General features: G+C 46.1%; 18 protein-coding genes. 3 read left to right on the top strand and 15 right to left on the bottom strand.

From position 1 onward, the window contains the following. Positions 1 to 4 precede the first annotated feature (4 nt). From H9626_RS11505 to H9626_RS11570, 14 genes are all read right to left on the bottom strand, one after another. On the bottom strand, positions 5 to 1,426 hold the full coding sequence (locus H9626_RS11505) for an NADH-quinone oxidoreductase subunit N (protein WP_178255514.1): 1,422 nt from the start codon (positions 1,424 to 1,426) through the stop codon (positions 5 to 7). Between the two features lie 14 nt (positions 1,427 to 1,440). Then, positions 1,441 to 2,922: a complex I subunit 4 family protein gene (locus H9626_RS11510; protein WP_178255515.1), complete on the bottom strand. Its 1,482-nt coding sequence runs from the start codon at positions 2,920 to 2,922 to the stop codon at positions 1,441 to 1,443. Positions 2,923 to 2,926: 4 nt separating this feature from the next. After that, complete coding sequence (nuoL, locus tag H9626_RS11515) at positions 2,927 to 4,816, bottom strand: NADH-quinone oxidoreductase subunit L (RefSeq protein ID WP_191710551.1); 1,890 nt, start codon at positions 4,814 to 4,816, stop codon at positions 2,927 to 2,929. Between the two features lie 19 nt (positions 4,817 to 4,835). Continuing rightward, positions 4,836 to 5,147 carry an NADH-quinone oxidoreductase subunit NuoK gene (gene nuoK, locus H9626_RS11520; protein WP_178255517.1) on the bottom strand — a complete coding sequence of 104 codons (312 nt, stop codon included), beginning with the start codon at positions 5,145 to 5,147 and terminating at the stop codon, positions 4,836 to 4,838. Positions 5,148 to 5,157: 10 nt separating this feature from the next. Then, positions 5,158 to 5,679 carry an NADH-quinone oxidoreductase subunit J family protein gene (locus H9626_RS11525; protein ID WP_178255518.1) on the bottom strand — a complete coding sequence of 174 codons (522 nt, stop codon included), beginning with the start codon at positions 5,677 to 5,679 and terminating at the stop codon, positions 5,158 to 5,160. An 8-nt stretch (positions 5,680 to 5,687) separates the two neighbouring features. Then, entirely contained in the window at positions 5,688 to 6,140 is a 453-nt protein-coding gene (locus H9626_RS11530; protein WP_178255519.1) for a NuoI/complex I 23 kDa subunit family protein, read from the bottom strand. Between the two features lie 61 nt (positions 6,141 to 6,201). Then, a complete protein-coding gene (gene nuoH / locus H9626_RS11535) occupies positions 6,202 to 7,302 on the bottom strand; it encodes an NADH-quinone oxidoreductase subunit NuoH (protein ID WP_178255520.1) in 1,101 nt (366 codons plus the stop codon). A 35-nt stretch (positions 7,303 to 7,337) separates the two neighbouring features. After that, positions 7,338 to 8,957: an NADH-quinone oxidoreductase subunit D-related protein gene (locus H9626_RS11540; RefSeq protein ID WP_225230981.1), complete on the bottom strand. Its 1,620-nt coding sequence runs from the start codon at positions 8,955 to 8,957 to the stop codon at positions 7,338 to 7,340. Next, positions 8,954 to 9,577 carry an NADH-quinone oxidoreductase subunit B gene (locus H9626_RS11545; protein ID WP_178255521.1) on the bottom strand — a complete coding sequence of 208 codons (624 nt, stop codon included), beginning with the start codon at positions 9,575 to 9,577 and terminating at the stop codon, positions 8,954 to 8,956. The genes H9626_RS11540 and H9626_RS11545 overlap by 4 nt, the downstream gene beginning before the upstream one ends. Further along, positions 9,568 to 9,918 (bottom strand): NADH-quinone oxidoreductase subunit A, encoded by a 351-nt coding sequence (locus tag H9626_RS11550; protein ID WP_178255522.1) that lies wholly within the window; start codon positions 9,916 to 9,918, stop codon positions 9,568 to 9,570. The genes H9626_RS11545 and H9626_RS11550 overlap by 10 nt, the downstream gene beginning before the upstream one ends. Before the next feature lie 729 nt (positions 9,919 to 10,647). After that, positions 10,648 to 11,568, bottom strand: a complete 921-nt coding sequence (locus H9626_RS11555; protein ID WP_191710552.1) for a DMT family transporter — start codon at positions 11,566 to 11,568, stop codon at positions 10,648 to 10,650. Further along, positions 11,565 to 12,938 carry an aminopeptidase P family protein gene (locus tag H9626_RS11560; RefSeq protein WP_191710553.1) on the bottom strand — a complete coding sequence of 458 codons (1,374 nt, stop codon included), beginning with the start codon at positions 12,936 to 12,938 and terminating at the stop codon, positions 11,565 to 11,567. The genes H9626_RS11555 and H9626_RS11560 overlap by 4 nt, the downstream gene beginning before the upstream one ends. Positions 12,939 to 12,980: 42 nt before the next feature. Further along, complete coding sequence (locus H9626_RS11565; RefSeq protein ID WP_191710554.1) at positions 12,981 to 14,336, bottom strand: DUF6055 domain-containing protein; 1,356 nt, start codon at positions 14,334 to 14,336, stop codon at positions 12,981 to 12,983. A gap of 193 nt (positions 14,337 to 14,529) precedes the next feature. Continuing rightward, on the bottom strand, positions 14,530 to 15,708 hold the full coding sequence (locus H9626_RS11570; RefSeq protein WP_191710555.1) for a phosphoribosylaminoimidazolecarboxamide formyltransferase: 1,179 nt from the start codon (positions 15,706 to 15,708) through the stop codon (positions 14,530 to 14,532). A 103-nt stretch (positions 15,709 to 15,811) separates the two neighbouring features. Here H9626_RS11570 and H9626_RS11575 point away from each other — a divergent pair, with 103 nt between their 5' ends. Both H9626_RS11575 and lgt read left to right on the top strand, forming a co-directional pair. Next, positions 15,812 to 16,366 (top strand): beta-class carbonic anhydrase, encoded by a 555-nt coding sequence (locus tag H9626_RS11575; RefSeq protein ID WP_191710556.1) that lies wholly within the window; start codon positions 15,812 to 15,814, stop codon positions 16,364 to 16,366. Between the two features lie 16 nt (positions 16,367 to 16,382). Further along, positions 16,383 to 17,210, top strand: a complete 828-nt coding sequence (gene lgt / locus H9626_RS11580) for a prolipoprotein diacylglyceryl transferase (protein ID WP_178255528.1) — start codon at positions 16,383 to 16,385, stop codon at positions 17,208 to 17,210. 174 nt (positions 17,211 to 17,384) lie between these two features. Here the strand turns inward: lgt and H9626_RS11585 are convergent, their stop codons facing one another. Then, positions 17,385 to 17,969 carry a superoxide dismutase gene (locus H9626_RS11585; protein WP_191710557.1) on the bottom strand — a complete coding sequence of 195 codons (585 nt, stop codon included), beginning with the start codon at positions 17,967 to 17,969 and terminating at the stop codon, positions 17,385 to 17,387. Positions 17,970 to 18,214: 245 nt separating this feature from the next. On the opposite strand from H9626_RS11585, the gene glmS reads away from it, so the two are divergent. Beyond that, the gene (glmS, locus tag H9626_RS11590) at positions 18,215 to 20,059 is read left to right on the top strand and encodes a glutamine--fructose-6-phosphate transaminase (isomerizing) (RefSeq protein WP_191710558.1); all 1,845 of its coding nucleotides are present in this window, start codon (positions 18,215 to 18,217) and stop codon (positions 20,057 to 20,059) included. The last annotated feature ends 47 nt before the right edge of the window (positions 20,060 to 20,106 follow it).

Genomic DNA, 20,106 nt, shown 5'->3' on the forward strand with positions numbered 1-20,106 from the left:
CTGCTTAGAATGTAGCCACGTCGCTAAGCAACTGGTAAATGCTGCTGAACAAACCTAACACGATGATACCTGCCACGCACAGCAAGAGGCTGGTGCGCATCAGGGCAGAACTGCGGAAAGTGGGTACCGGATTGTCGTTCGGCGTGATATACATTGCTTTTACTATCAGCAGGTAGTAGAACAATGAGATGATGGTGTTAATCAACGCCAAGAACACAACTAACCAGTGACCGTCGTGGAAAGCGGCAGCAAACACGAAGAATTTAGAGAAGAATCCGGCAAACGGCGGGATACCTCCCAAAGAGAACAGTGCAAGTGTCATTACCAGCGTCAGGTGTGGATTCGTGCGATACAAACCTGCGTATGCCGAACGTTCTACACATCCGTTGGTACGCTGCTCTACGGCACTGATAACACCGAAGATGGCGAGGTTTGCCACAATGTAAACCACGATGTAATATACCAGTGAAGACATTCCCTGACCGTCTCCTGCCAGTGCGGCAAGCATGATGTAACCTGCCTGCGAGATACTACTGTACGCCATGAAGCGCTTCAGGTCGGTTTGCAGGATGGCAAAGATGTTTGCTATGGTAATAGTCACTACGATAACGATGCTAAGCAGCAGGCTCCACTGTTCGCACATTCCGCCGAATACTTTAACCAAGATGCTCATCAGCGCAAAAGCGGCTGCACCTTTCGAGATAACCGACAGATAACCGGTAACGGCAGTCGGCGCACCTTGATAAACGTCGGGCGTCCACATGTGGAACGGAACGAGGCTGAGCTTGAATCCCAGTCCGGAGAAGAAGAATACCATCGCCAAGATTTGGAGCGGTGTACCTGTCAGAGCCGAAGTAAGGTCGGCGAAATATACCGTTCCGCATGTTCCGTAAACCATTGAGATACCATAAAGCATCAGGGCAGACGAGAACATGGCGTTCAAGATGAACTTGGCTCCGGCTTCGGCGCTGTGGTGACGGTATTTGTCGAGTGCAACAAGACATGCCATCGGGATACTTGCCAATTCCAGACCTATGTAGAAAAGGATAAAGCTTCCAGAGCTTACCATGAAGTACATACCTAAAAGCGTGCTCAGTGTGAGCAGGTAAAATTCGCCCGATTTGCGGCGTGAGTCTTCACGTTCCAGCCATTCGCCTGACTGCAGGAAAACGAGCAACGTTCCGGCCGTCAGGATTGTTTTAACTACAGATGCCATTTCAGTGCTGTGATACATGCCTCCGAAAGCTTCTCCGGCGGTGGGCACGATATTCAACGCCAACTGTACTACCAGCAGGATGCAAGACACGGACTGCATCATCCGCGGATTCGATTCTTTCAGAAACAAATCCGTGAGAAGTACGATTATCAATATTGCCACGAGGCTGACTTCAGCCTGCATGGAAAGTAATGCTGTTGTTATATCCATAAGTTATGCTTTATCTAAAAACTTAATTGCGAAATAATCGGTTCTACGCTGCTGCTGATAACATTGCTTACCCAGTACGGCGCAAGTCCTAATCCGGCTACGGCTACGATTAAGCAGATAACGGCGAAACGTTCGTCCCACGTAGCGTCGGTCAGCTTCAAGTGTTCTGGATTCTTGCAAGTTCCGTAAAGAATCTTGCCCACAACACGAAGAATATAAACGGCTGTAATCACAATACTTGTAGTAGCGATAATGGTACAGATGCGGTGGAACGAATCTGTGTGTTGGAATGAACCTACGAATACCGTCATTTCTGCGATAAATCCGCTCAAGCCCGGAAGTCCGAGGTTGGCAAGACCGGCAATCACGTAACCTACTGCCAAGAAAGGCATAATCTTCATCAAACCGGAAAGTTGGCGGATGTCACGTGTATGTGTACGTCCGTAAATCATACCGATTAAAGCAAAGAAGAGGGCTGTCATCAATCCGTGGCTCAGCATCTGGAGGATAGCTCCGGTTGCGCTGACACGGGTCATCATCAATAAAGCAAACAATACAAGTCCGCAGTGGCTAACAGAAGAGTATGCGTTGATGTACTTCAAGTCGGTTTGTACAACGGCGCTGAAAGCTCCGTAAACTACCGAAATCGTAGTCAGAATCAGGAAGAGGTCTCCCCAAATTGCAGCTCCGGTAGGCATCAGATACATCGCAACGCGGAAACATCCGTAACCTCCCAGCTTCATCAATACGCCGGCGTGGAGCATACTTACCGCCGTGGGGGCAGAAGCGTGACCGTCGGGGCTCCATGTATGGAACGGGAACAAAGCTCCCAGTACGCCGAATCCGAGGAATACAGCCGGGAAGAAAATACGTTGGATTTCTGTCGGGATGTATTTGTTTGCTATTTCGAGAACGTTCATCGTTTCAGCTCCGGCTCCGTAATAGATACCCAAGATACCGATAAGCAAGAAAGCCGAACCACCCATCAACATCAGTGTAAGTTTCATTGCGGCATATTCCTTGCGTCCGCTACCCCAAACGCCGATAAGCAGATACATCGGGATAAGGGCAACCTCGTAGAACATGAACATGGTGAACAGGTCGGTCGAAATAAAGAAACCGAACACACCGGTACTCAATAATGTAAACCACAAGAAGTATTCTTTAGTAAGCGGCTGGAGCTTCCAAGATGCAAATGTTCCGGTAAATACGATAATGGCACTCAACAGAAGCATTACAACTGAAATACCGTCGACGCCGACCGAATAGCAGATATGGAGCGGAGCATACCACGAGATGCTGTCGGTGAAAAGCATTTCGTCGGTAGCGCCCGCGTTACGCAGACCAATATATGATACCGTGAGGTAGGCAGAAAGAATCAAAAGCAAGGTTGAGCCTGCCACCATCACTCCCCGTACCTGATTCAGGTTCCGGGCAATCCACAGCCCGAGGAGCATCAGCAACGGGATTAATACGAAAAGACTCAGTATATTCATTTTTTTAGAAAATTAATAAGATAATAGTGAGTACGACGATTCCTCCTAAGAACCATTGTGTATAACTCTGAATGCGGCCGTTCTGGATGGGCTGTGCACTTTCGCCTGCCGCATTTGTACTCCATGCCATGAAGTTCATGAACTGGTCTACCACGTGGCGGTCGAACCATGCCAGCGGTGTAGAGATGCAGCGGAAGATGATTCTCTTTGTTACGAACATCCAGATTTCATCCATATAGAAGCGGCGGTATGCGGCACGATGCAGGGTGCTGAAACGTTTTGCAAGCATTTCGGCAACAGGCTGCTTTTCGCGGGCGTACATCCATGTTGCAAGTGCAATGGCGATTACGGCAACCACGATGCTTGTACCCGCCACGCTCCAGTCGAGGTGAATGTCGTAAGCATGACCGTTAGAAGAAACGTAATGTCCGAACGGAATAAATCCGGCAACAAGCGTAATCAGAGCCAAGAACATCAGCGGGAAAGTCATAGACAGCGGACTTTCGTGCGGGGTATGATGTTCGTGCAATTCTTTGTTTTCTTTTCCCCAGAATATACCGTAGTACAAACGGAACATATAGAAAGCCGTCATTCCGGCAATGATGGTCATCACCCATCCGATAACCGGGCTGAACTGGAAACATGCAGTCAGAATTTCGTCTTTAGAGAAGAAACCTGAGAACGGAGGAATACCTGCGATGGCCAAACATGCGATAAGGAAAGTAATATGAGTAATAGGCATGTATTTCCGAAGTCCGCCCATTGTTTCCATCTCGTTGCTGTGGACTGCGTGGATAATACAACCGGCTCCCAAGAACAAGAGGGCTTTGAACATGGCGTGAGTAAAGAGGTGGAACATACCTGCCATATATCCCAAACCACCTTCATGCGGGTCGGCAGCAGTACAAACGCCTAAGGCTACCATCATGAAACCTATCTGAGAGATGGTAGAGAATGCCAACACACGTTTGATATCGCTTTGCGCACATGCAACGGCTGCGGCGTAGAATGCTGTGAAAGCTCCCACGTATGCAACCATGTGTAAAGCGTTCGGAGCAAATCCGATGAACAGCGGGAACATGCGCGCTACCAAGTATACACCGGCAACCACCATCGTGGCAGCATGAATCAATGCAGAAACCGGGGTAGGGCCTTCCATTGCATCCGGTAACCAGATGTGTAACGGGAACATGGCACTTTTACCTGCTCCACCTACGAACATCAATCCCAATGCCCACGGCAGAACCATGCCGGCGTGCATTAATTGTTCTTCGGTAGGAGTGAATGTAAACGTGTTCATGTAGTATCCGTAGATTAATATACCGATCAAGAAGCCCAAATCGGCAAAGCGGGTAACGATAAATGCTTTCTTGCTGGCTGCAATCGCTTCGGGTTTGGTATAGTAGAAGCCGATAAGCAGGTAAGAAGAAACACCCACCAATTCCCAGAATACATACATTTGGAAAATGTTCGTAGCTACAACAAGTCCCAACATTGAGAATGTAAAAAGAGAAAGGAAAGCATAGTAACGTTGGAAACCTACTTCTCCCTTCATGTAGCCGAATGAATAAATGTGTACCATCAAGCTGACGGTAGATATTACCACTAACATCATAACCGAAATCGGGTCAAGCAAAATGCCCATGTCGATATGAAGTGATGAAGTGAACGGAAGCCATTCAAAGTTCCACGGTTCAAGCGTGGGGTAGACGCCTTCGGATGTGCGCTCAGCAGTAAAGTAGCTGAAAGCCGTCATATAACTTAGTACAGCCACGATACCCAATGATAGCGTACCGAGCATACCAGCTACGCGGTGCGACATCTTCATGCCGGCCAAAGCCAGTACTAAGAAACTTAGTGCGGGCAATGCTAGTATCAGAATTGTATAGTCCATAATTTTTTCACTTTAATAGTTATCCTTTCAGATCAGTTATATCGTCAGTAAGCACTTGCTTAACGTTACGATATACGTTAATAATAATGGCGATGGCAACGGCTGTTTCGGCAGCGGCGATAGCGATACCGAACAGGCTGAAGAAATGTCCTTCTAATTGGTCAGGGAAAAGATAACGGTTGAAAACGGCAAAGTTTATGTTTGTCGCGTTCAGCATCAGTTCCACCGAAATCAGAAGGGCGAGTAAGTTTCTGCGTGTGAAGAATCCGTAGATTCCGCAGAACATCATCACCGTACTGATAATCAGGTAGTGTATTACATGTATTTCCATAATTCTCTTTTTAATTGTTTTTTTCTTTTCGGGCTATAAGAAGAGCACCTACCATACATGCCAGCAACAATACACTGACTACCTCGAAAGGCAGGATGAACTCATATTTATCTGTACCGATTAGCGCATGGCCGACTGTTTCCATCGGAAGTTCTACACCCTGCGGAATTGTATTTAAAACAAATCCGTTTGATAGAGTCAAGAATAAAACCAAAACAGCACCCACAATTACGGTTGCTAAGACACTAATCAGTTTAGCACGGTTTTGTCGATATTTCATATCCTTATCAGAACGTGTTAAAAGGATAGAGAACACGTACAGAACTACGATACCTCCGGCATAAACCATCAACTGGACTGCACCGAGGAAAGTATAGCCTAAAATTCCGTAAATGGCTCCTGTTCCGAACAACACGAACAACAGGTAAGTTGCTGCACGCAGTATTCGTCCCGTAGTTACCGCAAGTATCGAACACAAGGCGATACATGCACCTACGACATAGAATGCGATTTCTTGAAGTGATATACTCATAATCTTACTTATTTTATTTTATTCAATGTCAGTACGAGCTTTTCTTTCTGGAACACGGCATTTTCGAAGTCATTCGTGAAACGGATGGCGTCATGCGGACACGCGTTCACACACAGTTGGCAGAACATACATGAACCCAAGTTATATTCATATTTCACAAGGAATTTCTTTTTCTTTCCTTCTTCCGTTTCGCGCATTTCGGTTGTCAGGCGGATGGTTCCGTTCGGACAAGCCATTTGACACAATCCGCAGGCGATGCAACGGTTGTTTCCTTCTTCGTCATGAGGCATGACGAGCATGGCGCGATGGCGTTCCGGGATATGGAGGGTAGTGTGGCGGTTTTCCGGATACTGTTCCGTCACTTTCTTCTGGCAGAAAACCTTCATAGAAGTACGCATACCCACCAAAAGCGTCTTCGTACCCCAGAAGTATCCTTTTATATATTCGCTAAATTTACTCATCTTTTTTATTTTTTAGGCCACCGAGATGGTTATGTTTACCAATCGGTTTCCTGTCAACTGATTAAAACGTTAACCCTGCTACCTTGCATACAGTCATCAGTATCAATACTACTAAAGATGTAGGCATGAGGTATTTCCATTCGAATGTTAATACTTGATCGATACGCAGACGGGGGAATGTCCAGCGAATCCACATCAGCAGGAATACCACGAAGAATGTTTTTCCTAAGAACCATACGATTCCCGGAATGTAATCCATGACGGCGTTAAATCCGTCCAGACCTGATATGTGGAATGGCATCCATCCTCCGAGGAACAGTGTAGTGGCGATACCGGCTACGATGAACAAGTTCAGATATTCTGCCAGATAGAAGAAGCCGAAATGGATACCCGAATACTCGGTATGATAACCGGCTGTCAACTCTTGTTCTGCTTCTGCAAGGTCGAACGGACCGCGGTTGGCTTCAGCGTTACCTGCAATCAAATAGATGATAAAGCATAAAATGGCAGGGATATGTCCTTTGAATATATACCAACCGTTTGCTTGGTTTTCAACGATTGCCTGAATATCGGTGGTTCCGCTTAACACAACCATAGTCAGCACAGATATACCCACTGAGAGTTCGTAGCTGATAATCATGGCTCCGCTTCGTACCGCACCGATGAGCGTATACTTGCTGTTACTACTCCATCCGGCGAGCAGGATACCTAAAATACCGATGCTCGAAGCGGCAATAACGAAGAAGATACCGATATTCATGTGAAGGATTTCTCCGCCTTTGTGCCACGGTAAGCAAGAGAAAGTCAGGATAGAAGCTAAAATCACCAAGAAAGGAGCCAAATTATAAAGGAAACGGTCGGCATCTTTCAGTTTGATGACCTCTTTTATCAGAATCTTGATTACGTCGGCAGGTACTTGGAGCAAACCTCCTTTTCCTCCTACACGATTCGGACCGAGACGGCATTGGAAAGCTGCGCAGACCTTACGTTCCATGTAGATAAGGATGATGGCAAGCACGGCATACAATACCAAAATAATGACACCTACAACAACGCACTCAAGGAAAATGGCAAGGCCTTCGGGCATGATGCCGCACAACCACGAGTGGATGGCTGTCAAGAGCGGTTGTAGGTTATAATAATCTAAAAATGCTTGGTTCATATTTGTAATAATTGGTTTTGAACGTTGTGTTTATCTTATCGGTCGATGTCTGGAATCACAAAGTCTGCCGAAGCACCGATGGCAATCAGGTCGGCAAATTTCCATCCGCGACACAGGGTGTCCATTGCTTGTACCAATGGCAGACCGGTAGACCGGAAGTGCATACGGTACGGCGTTTTGTCTCCGTGACTTTCTATCATCACGCCGAATTCTCCACGGCTTGATTCTACTGCCGATGTCCAGATACCTTCGGGTAACTTGATGATGGGTTTAGTCTTCACGCGGAATTCACCTTCCGGAATGTTATCAATCAATTGTTCGATGATGCGGCATGATTCCATGATTTCGTTCATACGAACCATGTAGCGTGCGAATGTGTCACATTCAGTCAGGGTGATTTCCTTGAAGTCCACTTTATCATACAGTCCGTACGGATGACGTTTACGTACGTCGTTAGCCCAGCCTGTGGCACGTCCTGTACCTCCGGTACATCCTAACGAGATGGCTTCTTCTTTCGTCAGTATGCCCACGCCTTTCATACGGGTGTCGGCGATGACATTGTCTGTGAAAATAGCATGGTAATCTTTGATGACACTACGCAAGTGCTTGATGAATTCTTTCACTTTCTGGCAGAAAGTGGGGTGAATGTCATCCTGTACGCCACCTATCACGTTATAATGCTGGATGAGTCGTCCGCCGGTGGTTTCTTCGAAGATGTCAAGTATCATCTCTCTTTCACGGAATCCGTAGAAGAACGGTGTCATGGCACCCATATCCAATACCAAACAAGAATAGAAAAGCAAGTGCGAATCAATTCGTTGCAATTCGTCCATGATGGTACGGATATATTTGGCACGTTCGGAGATTTCGATACCGGCAGCTTGTTCGATACACATACACAGGGCATGACGGCTTTGGTGTGCGCTCAGGTAATCCAAACGGTCGGTCATACCGAGAGTCTGCGGATAAGTCAGGCTTTCGTTCATTTTTTCGATACCGCGGTGGATGTATCCCAATATCGGATCTACTTTTTTCACAATTTCTCCGTTCAGGGCAATACGCATACGCAATGCACCGTGGGTAGACGGGTGTTGAGGACCCATGCTCACTACGAAGTCATTCTCGCCGAATACTCTGTGGTCAATGCCTTTTAATGTTCCGTCGGGCAGCAGGCGGTATTCTTTTGTAATATCGCTGTTGTATTCATTGTCCAAACGCAGCGGGTTCGAATTCATGTCGTAATCCTTACGCAGCGGCCATCCTATCCAGTCTTCGCGCAAGAAGATGCGGCGCATGTCGGGATGTCCTTCGAACAGGATTCCGAAGAAATCGTATGCTTCACGTTCTTTGATGATAGCAGTTTTCCACAGGTCGCTCACCGTGGGCAGTACGGGTTGTTCGCGGTCGGTCGTTGCAGTACGGATGGCAACGGTGTCGCCCGTCACAGTCGATTCCATGAAATAAACAGCTCCCAAACCTTCTTCTCCCCAGTCCATACCTACTACGTCGCGCAGGAAATCCATAGGGCTTTGTGGGTCATTTCTCAGTCCTTCGGCAACCTTGCGGAAAGCGCTCAAAGGTACTTTGATTACTCCGGCGTTTCCCGGGCAAACTTCAGCTCCTTGTATGTTTTTTATTATATCGTCACGTTTCATTGGTTACCTCCTTTCGCCTTTTCGGTATCGTTGCCTTCTTCGTCGTGTGCATGGCTGCGGTTCAAGCCTCCCAAGTAGCGTTCTACCTTCATCTTGCGTTGTAACTGCATCAGTCCGTAATAGAATGCTTCAGGACGCGGTGGACAACCGGGGATAAAAACATCGACCGGAATTACCTTGTCGATACCGTTTACTACGTTGTAAGACTTGATGAACGGACCGCCCGAAATGGTACATCCTCCTACGGCTACCACATATTTCGGTTCTGCCATCTGGTCGTACAAACGTTTCATTACGGGAGCTGTACGATAGTTGATGGTTCCCATAACCACCAGAACGTCTGACTGGCGAGGAGAGTTACGTGTTACTTCGAAACCGAAGCGTGCCATGTCATAACGTGCAGCACCCAGCGCCATAAATTCGATGGCACAGCAACTGGTTCCCAACAACAAACTCCATACCGAGTTGCTTCGTCCCCAGTTAATCAGTTCGTCGAAAGTAGTCAGAATAACGCCTGCTCCGTCTTGGTTCACCTGTTCTACGAGTTGTTCCAAGTAGTCGTTGTTCTTAAATTCGTCGTATTTCATCGAACGAATCTTCGTACCTTTTTCTACTTCCATTCCAATGCTCCTTTCCGCCAAGCATAAGCAAGGCCTAAAATTAATACTACAAGGAAGAAACTGACGCTGACAAGTGCGTAAGTTCCAATCTGACTTGCCACTACTGCCCACGGAAACAAGAATACTGTTTCGATGTCGAACATCAGGAACAGAATGGCGAACAAGTAATATCCCACCTTAAACTGAACCCAAGAGTTACCGCGGGTAGGGATACCACATTCATACGGCTCGCCTTTTTGCGGGTTAGACGAACGCGGAGATATAAGCTCTGCAATCGCCAACGCTGCAACCACAAGGGTTATTGCCGTCAGAATTACTACTATGATAAATGTGAAAAACATATATAGAAAGATTTATAATAATGACATTTTCGGGTGTGTCTGATGCGGGTCTCATCGTTTTGTCCGGACGGCTAAATCTGAATTTTCTGAAGCCGGTAAAGATAATTGACCGAACTGTGAGTATGGTGAGACTGAATAAGACGTATCGCTGTTCTTATTTGTCTGAATAGAAAACGGTATATTCGGAAAACGCTGTTTTCTATTCGCTTTTGGCTGGTAAACTGTTGTGATTCAGCTGCTGATGGCGAAGTGAAAAGGAATGAAACAAGGGCATAGATGAACCTGACTCTTATTGAAACGACAAGAGCTACCCTAAACGTTAAAAGTTGTTTTATCCCTTTTACCATCCTCGAAATATTAAAAAGCGTGGCAAATTTAGGCATTTATTTTTATTCTTTACCATAAAATTAGTTCAAAAAATAAGCAATCATGTAGATTTTAAAGCAGACGGCAAAAGCTATAAAAACGGGCAGGGTGATACATTAATAATAAAGAGAAAGAGCAGACGGGAGTGTAAGTTTTTATGAATATCGAAGTAGAAGATTCCGGTTTTTGTAAGAGCTTGAAAATGTGTGTGTAACGACTTTCGGCGGATGCTGCCGGAATTTATCCGCATGTGTTGCTGAAAATTAGCCGTAGTGTTGGTTAACGCTACCCATAGCATACCGCTGTGCTATGGGTAGCGTTTTTTATGTATGTTTATATTGAAAAAACGGCGGTAATATTGTTTTATTTTTGAGAGGTGGAATTACTCGTCGTCTGAGCGTTTCCTTTTACGAAATATTGGTTGAATATGATGCCGACCACAATCAGTATCAAACCGATATAGGTAGTGAATACGATTTTTTCGCCCAATACCACTGCGATGAAAAACAGCGACATGAACGGCGAGAGGTAACACAGTTGGTTCACCAAAGCAGGGTTGCTGGTTTTCCGCATTGCCAGCCCGAAGAAAATAAACGGAATACCCATTTCGAACCCTCCCACGTAGATTCCTGAAAGGATGCCCGGAAGTGTGTTTAGGTCAACCCCGACAAAAGCGGCTCCTATTACCAAGTAGACCGACCCGAACAGGAATGTCATAAATAAAACCACACTGCTGTCTGTCTCATTTTTTTGCTTGTTGTTAATCAGCCAGTAACTTGCCCATAACACGGCACTGAGTGCGGCAAGCAGCAATCCGACGGGGGCTATATTCATTCCGCTTGCATTGCCTGTTCCGAGTGAAATCAGAACAACACCTGCCAAAGAAACAAACATGCCGATGTATTTCTTTTTCGGAATGGGTTGTCCGTCGAATAGAGCCAGCAAGATGAGCAGTACGATGGGCCATGCGTAGTTGATGGGCTGGGCCACCTGTGCCGGTAGGAAGGAATACGCGCTGAACAGCGTAAGGTAATAGGACACCGGGTTAAGCAGTCCCATTCCCGCAAAATATCCCCATTGTTTGCGGGTGAGCCGGGAAACGAGCCGCCATTTCCGCTGAACGGTGAGCAAAATGGTAAATATGACGAGCGAGGTAAGGCTTGCCACCAACAGTAATTCAAAGTAAGTAAGATTCTTTAAAGCTATCTTAAAGGCGGTAGCTACGGTCGACCAGCTCAATACGGCGAGACAGGCGTATACAATCGCTTTGTTGTCGTTTTTCATCGCAGTGCCTCCACTTCTTCGGTTGTCAACGGAATTTTCTTACCCAAGCGGCGTGCTCCGGTTTCGGTTATCAGATAATCTTCCTCGTTACGCAGTCCGGTGAAATCGCGGTAACTTTCCAGCTTATCGTAGTTAATGAAATCGGTGAAGCGTTTCTCTGCTTTCCAGTAATCTATCAGTTCGGGGATGAAATAAATGCCCGGTTCGATGGTCAGAACGAATCCCGGTTCGAGCGGGCGTGCCAAACGCAGTGATTTGCGTCCGAACTGTGTGCTTTTAGGTTCTCCGTTGTAGCCTACCCATACTTCGCCGAGGTTTTCCATGTCGTGAACATCAAGCCCCATCATGTGTCCCAGTCCGCAAGGGAAGAACATGGCGTGCGCTCCGGCAGCCACCGCTTCGGCTGGGTCTCCCTTCATCAGTCCTAACGCCTTCAGTCCCTCGCAGATTACGCGGCATGACAATTCGTAAACCTCTTTAAACGGTACGCCCGGCTTTAACGCATCGACGGCAGCCCGGTGAGACGCTACCTGTATATCGTAAATTTCTTTTTGGCGCGATGTAAATTTCTTACCCGCGCAAATCGTAGACGACATGTCGCCGGCGTAACCCATAGCGGTTTCTGCTCCCGCATCTACCAATAACATATCGCCCTCTTTCACGGTATGTCCGTGATAATGGTTGTGTAAAGTCTGTCCGCATACCGTTGCAATCGTGGGGAAAGACAAAGAGCAACCGTGTGCCTGAGCCACTGCTTCGAGGGCGGCAGACACTTCGCATTCTTTCATCCCGACGCGCAGCGTACGCATGGCGGCAAGGTGCATTTCGGCGGTAACGTCGCAAGCCCGCTCGATTTCAACGATTTCTTCGGCTGTTTTATAGTTTCGTAAGTTTACGATTGCTTTGATGAACGTAACCGAAGGCTGTTCGGTGCCCGGTTTGATACCCAACAGGTCGAGTAGCTTCAAGCGATGTTCGGCGCGATAAACGGGCAGGTAATGAATCGCCTGTCCCTTTTTCCGTGCTTTTTCAAGATACGTTTTCAGGTCGGCAGAGGGGCGTGTCTCGCCGATGCCCACCCGTTGCGCCTTTTCGTGCAAAGTAGGTTGCGTTCCCATCCACACGATGTGGTCGATGGTCAACTCGTCACCGAATATAATTTCACGGTCTTCATCAATGTCAATGATGGCATTTAATCCGGCATACGGAAGTCCGAAAAAGTATAAAAAAGAAGAATCTTGACGATACGGATAGGTGTTGTCTTCATAATTCATTCCGCTTTCATCGTTTCCTAAAAACAGTAAAAGTCCGGAGCCGACACTCTTTTTGAGCGTATTTCGGCGGTTCATATAAGTTTCTTTTGCAAACATGGTTATAATAATAAAAAGTGATGCGACAAAAATAGTGAAAAATCAATTCTTGGGCGTAGTGCCTTTCAGTTTTATACGATAAGGCCATTGGGCATCTTTCTCTTTGCTCTCAGGAGACGGGTTCATCCAATGTTCGGTAGGCGCGCCCATAACCACCAGCCAGAGGTAAGACAGTTGGGCGTTATCGGGTGTTTGGAAACTTAGTTTCCCGCTTGGAGCTGACTCCATGTCTCCGTAAATGCTTTTCCCCTCGGCAGTCACTGCTACGAATCCGTATCTCCATCCTGCTTTGTCAGAATTGACGGCGGTGTACCCCTCAATGGGTTGGCTTATTCCTTCGAAAGTGACTTCCACTTTTTTACCGCTTTCGGGCACAACAAGCGGGATGGCATTGAAACCATAATTCTCCGGACAATTTTCAGCGGCTACCTGATACCATCCTTCAGGTTGCGCTATCAGTCGGCAAGTGTACTGATTCGCATACGGCCGGCTGTTTTTCCATACCCGGTCGAAGTCCCAGTTGATGAAATGCCGGCAAGCATCAAACATCTCATCACAGAAGTCGCCTTGTGAGAGTTTAGTCATGCGCTTGTAAGTAATCACGGGGTCTTCTCCACGTTTTCCCTGACGAAACATTTCAGCTATAAACGGCTTGCCGTGTTTGGTACTCCAGTATTCAAGTACGTAAGGAGAGTGGTAAATATTCTCCAAATGCAAGAAAGCCTTGTGGGATAGTTTGGTGAATGCTTCCCAATGGTAACGCTCATCGGTCTGCCAGTCGGGGTTTACTTGCCAAAGCATCCATTGCGATGCCATTTCAAAAAATCCGCATCCTCCCCATGCTTCTCCCGCACCGTCGCAGGTAATTTGCGACTGGAAACTATGCCCCAACTCATGTGCCACACAGTTCAGTTTTTCATCCTGAATACGGTTTGGTGCTACCCATAAGCCCCCGATAACCCCGTCATAGTCTCCGCCGTACGCTGTTCCTTCGAGCGAATAATTCAGCATCACCATCATCCGGTACCGGTCGCTGTTTGAACCGGGCTTGGTAAATTGAAGGGTATCTCGGAAGAACGTGTAGAAATGCTCCAACTTCTCGGTAAGGTTTTTCATGTCTACTTTCATTTCCTGCCCTTCTAAGCGGGGAGGGTTGGATAAATCATTGCCGAAGCCTTTTTGCCAGAATATAGCCAGATTATCTGTACAGCACAAGCGGTGGTAACTCCATACCGAAGCCGTGTCTGTTAAATCCATTCCCTGCAAGTCTTTTGGAATGTATATTTCTTTGCCTTTGAAGTTTGCACACGCTTCTTTCGGGCAAACATGCTGCGCTGCTGCCGGCAAGGTGAGCGCCGCGCATAAGAATGACGATAATAATAGTGAGGGTGTTTTCATAGAACCTATGCTTTTTTAAGGCAAAAGTAGGCGAAATGAAACGGAAGGAATGAAAGAAAAGTCTAAAAAGATGACACTATGGTATATTTTAGGCAAGCAGATATGCCGGGGAGGGTTTGGGGGATAAAAAAGACACGGAACCAACAACGTGTCTGAGCTATGGTTGTCTGTTGGTTCCGTGTCCGGATTACTATTAATGATGGAACAAGCGGATTCCTGTAAATGCCATCGCAATTCCGTACTTGTCACAGGTTTCGATAACATTGTCATCGCGTACCGAACCTCCGGCTTGCGCTATATATTCTACACCGCTTTTGTGTGCACGTTCGATGTTGTCGCCAAATGGGAAAAATGCATCCGACCCCAGCGATACACCCTTCAGTGTGTCCAGCCATGCTCTTTTTTCTTCGCGAGTTAAAACTTCGGGTTTCTCGGTGAAGAATTGCTGCCAAACGCCGTCAGACAATACGTCGTCGTGGTCATCGCTGATGTAAACATCAATAGTGTTGTCGCGGTCGGCACGGCGGATTTTCTCTACCCACGGCAGGTTTAATACCTTCGGATGCTGGCGTAAATACCAGATATCGGCTTTGTTTCCGGCGAGGCGCGTACAGTGGATGCGGCTTTGCTGACCTGCACCGATACCGATAGCCTGTCCGTCTTTAACGTAGCAAACCGAGTTCGATTGTGTATATTTCAGCGTGATGAGAGCAATCATCAAGTCGCGCTTGGCTGCATCGGTAAAATTCTTGTTTTGTGTAGGGATGTTTGCAAACAATTCCGGCGTATTCAGCTTGATATCGTTTCTTCCCTGCTCGAAGGTTACACCGAATACGTCTTTGTGTTCGATGGGAGCCGGTTTATATTCCGGATCTATCTTGATAACGTTATAAGTCCCTTTACGTTTGTTTTTCAAGATAGCCAGTGCTTCGTCGGTATATCCCGGAGCGATAACTCCGTCAGACACTTCGCGGTTGATAAAGCGGGCGGTTGCTTCGTCGCATACATCGCTAAGTGCTATAAAGTCGCCATAAGAAGACATACGGTCCGCTCCGCGGGCACGTACGTATGCGTTGGCAAGCGGGGAAAGCGGCAGACCGTCGACGAAATAAATCTGTTTCATCGTATCATCCAGTTCAAGACCGATAGCAGCTCCCGCCGGACTAACATGTTTAAAAGAAGTAGCAGCAGGCATTCCCGTAGCTTCTTTCAGTTCTTTCACTAACTGCCATCCGTTTAAAGCATCCAGAAAATTAATATACCCCGGACGTCCGTTTAATACTTCAATAGGCAGTTCGCCTTCTTGCATAAAAATGCGTGCCGGCTTTTGGTTAGGATTACAGCCGTACTTAAGTTCTAATTCTTTTGACATAATTCGCTTGTTTGGTTTGAATTTTCTACAAAAATACAGATTATTTGTTTTTTGTCAAATAAAGTATGTACTTTTGCCAAAAACAGGAAAGAAAGGAGCAATTATGATAGACGATTTGTTGGAATACAATAACGCATTTGTCTCTCAAAAAGGATATGAAAAGTATATCACCAATAAATATCCGGATAAGAAAATAGCTATCGTAACGTGTATGGATACACGCCTTACGGAATTGCTTCCGGCTTCGTTAGGGATAAAAAACGGCGATGTGAAGATGATAAAGAATGCCGGTGGGACGATAACTCACCCTTTTGGCAGTGCAATGCGGAGTCTGTTGGTTGCCATTTATGAACTGGGGGTGAAAGAGGTGATGATTATCGGGCATTCCGACTGCGGAGCACAACACATGGACAGCGAAACCATGCTGAACCACATGCGCGAGAGAGGCGTTTCGCAAGATCATATTGACATGATGGAATATTGTGGGGTGGATTTGCGGGCATGGCTGAGCGGTTTTGACGATGGCTGCGAGGCTGTTCGCCGCAGTATGCACATTGTTGAACATCATCCGCTTATCCCGAATGATATTGTGGTGCGTGGTTTTATTATAAATTCTACCACCGGAAAATTGACAGAAGTAGAACATTCAGACAAGTAATTTATAGAATAAAGTTATGACATTGGCAAGCATTGTATGGGATGTAGACCCTGTATTGGTTCATTTAGGCTCTTTGGAAATCCGCTGGTATGGACTGATGTGGGGATTGGGATTTATCTTTGCGTACGAAATGGTATCGCGCCTGTTTAAAAAGGAAGGTTATCCCGATAATTGGGCAGACAAACTTTTTATTTATTGTATTGTGAGCAGTGTGATTGGTGCCCGATTAGGACACTGCCTGTTTTACGAATGGGATTACTATGGCGCACATCCCGCCGAGATCTTCAAAATATGGAAAGGTGGACTTGCCAGCCATGGCGGAGTATTTGCATTGATTCTGGCACTTGTCTGGTATTCGAAGAAAGTCACGAGGAAAAGCGTGTGGTGGCTGTTCGACCGCATGATACCTGCCGTAGCTGTGGTATGTATGTGTATTCGGTTTGGTAATCTGATGAACTCTGAAATATTCGGTTATCCTACTTCATTGCCGTGGGGATTTGAGTTTGTCCGTTCGCGTGAGTGGCAGGAGCTATATAACCAGAACGGAGCATCGTTACCCTGCCATCCTACTCAAATTTACGAAATGCTTTATTGTTTCGTTGCCCTGATTGTTTCGTGGGTGATGTATCATAAGTACAGTTTACAGCGGCACGTGGGATTGATAACGGGCGTTTCGTTATTGATTTTCTTCGGTGCACGTTTCGGATTGGAATTCATGAAAAATCCGCAAGTGGCAGAAGAAGTAGGCATGACCTTGAATATTGGTCAGTGGTTGAGCGTGCCACTTATTGTTTTAGGTCTTTATCTGATACTGACAAGCAAAAAGCGCAAAGAGGCTTTCTGAGAAGATAATCATCTGTTTTTCTGAAAAAAAATAACGCAGGGGCTTTCCTAAACTGATGTTAGGATAAGTTCCTGCGTATTCACTCTCTCATTTATTACCCAATAGAATAAAATTTTTAGCCGACAAGCTATTCGTTGCTATGAGTAGAGTTGACCTGTTTGTCGGGTAGAATTTTTATAGTACCGCTTGTAATTTTGCGGCGATATATTCCCAGTTAACCAGTTCCCAGAATGTTTTAACAAAATCGGCGCGTCGGTTGCGATAATCAATGTAGTAAGCATGTTCCCAAACGTCGATAGTCATTATAGGAGTCAAGCCGCGTTTCAATGGATTACCGGCATTGGATTCGCTGATAATTGATAAATGTCCGTCTTTATCTGCCACCAGCCATGTCCAGCCCGAGCCGAACAGTCCGATTGCAGCTTTTGTAAATTCTTCTTTAAAAGCATCTACCGAACCGAAATCGCGTGTAAGCGCATCTTTTAGTGCAGCAGGCATTTGAGGCTGATGAGGCGTCAGGCTTAAGAAGAAAAATGTATGATTCCACGTTTGAGCCGCATTGTTGAAAATGCCTCCATCGGCTTGCCGGATGATATCTTCCAGTGTCGAATTTTCAAAAGGAGTACCTGCGATAAGTTTGTTCAGGTTGTCTACGTAAGTCTGTAAATGTTTTCCATAATGGAAATCAAAAGTTTCTTTGCTCATTTTCGGAGCAAGTTCTTCCGTCTTATACGGAAGTTCCGGCATTTTATGTAACATAATTGTATGGTTTTAAGTGATTATTACTAAAAATAAAACACGCTATGCTATCGGAAAGTTTTCCTTATCTGCCTATATTTTCCTAAAGTTATAAAAAATAGTTCAGATAGCCTCTTATATTGGGAAATAAATTAATTTTGCAGCAGGATGGTTTGTTTCTTTTTGATACAAAATAAATAGATAACCAGAATATATGATGCTATTATGTAATTATTTATAATATTTGGTTAAATAAACAGCGTATTATGTGTGGAATTGTAGGTTATATAGGAAGGCGGAAGGCTTATCCGGTATTGATTGACGGATTACGCCGGTTGGAGTACAGAGGTTATGACAGTGCAGGCGTGGCATTGATAAATGAGAAAGACGAGTTGAATGTTTATAAATCGGTAGGAAAAGTAGCCGATTTGGAACGGGAGACAGAAGGTAAAGACGTGTCAGGGCATGTGGGAATCGCACATACGAGATGGGCTACCCACGGCGAACCGAGTACAGCGAATGCGCATCCACATTGTTCTTGTCATGGTAATCTGGCTTTGGTGCATAATGGGATTATAGAAAATTATGCTACGCTAAAAGAGAAACTCTGCGCAAAAGGTTATGTGTTTAAGAGTAACACCGACACAGAGGTGTTGGTACAGCTTATTGATTACATTCAAACCCACGGCGCACCCGATTTGTTGACCGCAGTACAGTTGGCTTTGCGTGAAGTCGTAGGGGCATACGCCATTGCGGTTATCGACCGTAACCGCCCCGACGAGATAGTTGCCGCACGCAAAGGCAGTCCTTTGGTAGTAGGCATAGGCGAGGGGGAATACTTTTTGGCATCCGATGCCACTCCGATGGTGTCTTATATTAATAAGGTGGTTTATCTGGAAGATGGCGAGATAGCTGTGCTTCGGGCAGGCGAAATTTTGAAGATTGTCGATTTAAATAATGTTGAGTGTGCTCACGAAGCACAAACCGTAGCCATGAATTTAGGGCAGTTGGAAAAAGGAGGATATGCTCATTTCATGCTGAAGGAAATCTTCGACCAGCCTGATTGCATCAGCGATTGTATGCGCGGAAGGATTAACCCGAATACGTGCGAAGTTCTATTGTCGGCGGTAGATACGCACAAAGAAAAACTGGCTGAGGCCAAGCGTTTTGTGATAGTGGGCTGCGGAACTTCATGGCACGCCGGACTGATAGGAAAGCAGTTGATTGAAGCATTCTGCCGTGTCCCGGTAGAGGTAGAATATGCTTCAGAGTTCCGTTATTGCAATCCGGTTATCTCGTCGGATGATGTGGTGATAGCCATTTCGCAAAGTGGGGAAACAGCCGACACGCTTGCTGCCATCGAACTTGCCAAACAGCGTGGGGCTTTTATATATGGCATCTGCAACGTAGTGGGTTCTTCTATCGCACGTGCCACTGATACAGGCTCTTATATTCACGTAGGTCCGGAAATCGGGGTGGCTTCTACAAAAGCCTTCACAGGTCAGGTAGTAGTACTGGCTTTGCTGGCACTCGCTCTCGGTAAAGTAAAAGGTACGCTTCCTGAAAAAGAATACCACGATACGGTTGCTGCCCTGATGGAAATCCCCGGTAAAATGAAACAGGTGTTATCGGAAAATGCTTTCATTGCCGACTTGTCTAAAATGTTTACTTATGCGCGTAATTTTATTTACTTGGGACGTGGTTATGCTTATCCGGTGGCATTGGAAGGAGCCTTGAAACTGAAAGAAATATCTTATATTCATGCCGAAGGATATCCTGCCGCCGAAATGAAACACGGCCCGATTGCGCTGATAGATGCGGAAATGCCGGTGGTGGTAATCGCTACTCAATCGGCACTTTATGAAAAAATAGTCAGCAATATTCAAGAAATCAAGGCACGTAAGGGGAGGGTAGTGGCCATTGTTACGCAGGGCGATACCGTGATTCGCAGCCTTGCCGATTACAGTATCGAACTTCCGCCGACGCTGGAGTGTTTGAATCCGCTGATAGCCGCTATTCCGTTACAGTTGTTGGCATATCATATTGCAGTTTGTAGGGGCATGAATGTTGACCAGCCTCGTAATTTGGCAAAATCCGTGACCGTAGAATAAAAAGTGTCTGGTGTTTGCGTTTTTTTATAACTTAAAACCTGATTACG

Source organism: Phocaeicola faecium (assembly GCF_014837055.1).
GTDB lineage: Bacteria > Bacteroidota > Bacteroidia > Bacteroidales > Bacteroidaceae > Phocaeicola > Phocaeicola gallinarum.

Bases quoted from the DNA above. Each gene is read 5' to 3' on its own strand.
- nuoK (WP_178255517.1), bottom strand. From the start codon at position 5,147: ATGGAAATACATGTAATACACTACCTGATTATCAGTACGGTGATGATG.
- H9626_RS11585 (WP_191710557.1), bottom strand. From the start codon at position 17,969: ATGTTACATAAAATGCCGGAACTTCCGTATAAGACGGAAGAACTTGCT.
- nuoL (WP_191710551.1), bottom strand. From the start codon at position 4,816: ATGGACTATACAATTCTGATACTAGCATTGCCCGCACTAAGTTTCTTA.
- H9626_RS11545 (WP_178255521.1), bottom strand. From the start codon at position 9,577: ATGGAAGTAGAAAAAGGTACGAAGATTCGTTCGATGAAATACGACGAA.
- H9626_RS11565 (WP_191710554.1), bottom strand. From the start codon at position 14,336: ATGAAAACACCCTCACTATTATTATCGTCATTCTTATGCGCGGCGCTC.
- H9626_RS11525 (WP_178255518.1), bottom strand. From the start codon at position 5,679: ATGAGTATATCACTTCAAGAAATCGCATTCTATGTCGTAGGTGCATGT.
- H9626_RS11555 (WP_191710552.1), bottom strand. From the start codon at position 11,568: ATGAAAAACGACAACAAAGCGATTGTATACGCCTGTCTCGCCGTATTG.
- lgt (WP_178255528.1), top strand. From the start codon at position 16,383: ATGACATTGGCAAGCATTGTATGGGATGTAGACCCTGTATTGGTTCAT.
- H9626_RS11575 (WP_191710556.1), top strand. From the start codon at position 15,812: ATGATAGACGATTTGTTGGAATACAATAACGCATTTGTCTCTCAAAAA.
- nuoH (WP_178255520.1), bottom strand. From the start codon at position 7,302: ATGAACCAAGCATTTTTAGATTATTATAACCTACAACCGCTCTTGACA.
- glmS (WP_191710558.1), top strand. From the start codon at position 18,215: ATGTGTGGAATTGTAGGTTATATAGGAAGGCGGAAGGCTTATCCGGTA.
- H9626_RS11570 (WP_191710555.1), bottom strand. From the start codon at position 15,708: ATGTCAAAAGAATTAGAACTTAAGTACGGCTGTAATCCTAACCAAAAG.
- H9626_RS11505 (WP_178255514.1), bottom strand. From the start codon at position 1,426: ATGGATATAACAACAGCATTACTTTCCATGCAGGCTGAAGTCAGCCTC.
- H9626_RS11530 (WP_178255519.1), bottom strand. From the start codon at position 6,140: ATGAGTAAATTTAGCGAATATATAAAAGGATACTTCTGGGGTACGAAG.
- H9626_RS11560 (WP_191710553.1), bottom strand. From the start codon at position 12,938: ATGTTTGCAAAAGAAACTTATATGAACCGCCGAAATACGCTCAAAAAG.
- H9626_RS11510 (WP_178255515.1), bottom strand. From the start codon at position 2,922: ATGAATATACTGAGTCTTTTCGTATTAATCCCGTTGCTGATGCTCCTC.
- H9626_RS11550 (WP_178255522.1), bottom strand. From the start codon at position 9,918: ATGTTTTTCACATTTATCATAGTAGTAATTCTGACGGCAATAACCCTT.
- H9626_RS11540 (WP_225230981.1), bottom strand. From the start codon at position 8,957: ATGAAACGTGACGATATAATAAAAAACATACAAGGAGCTGAAGTTTGC.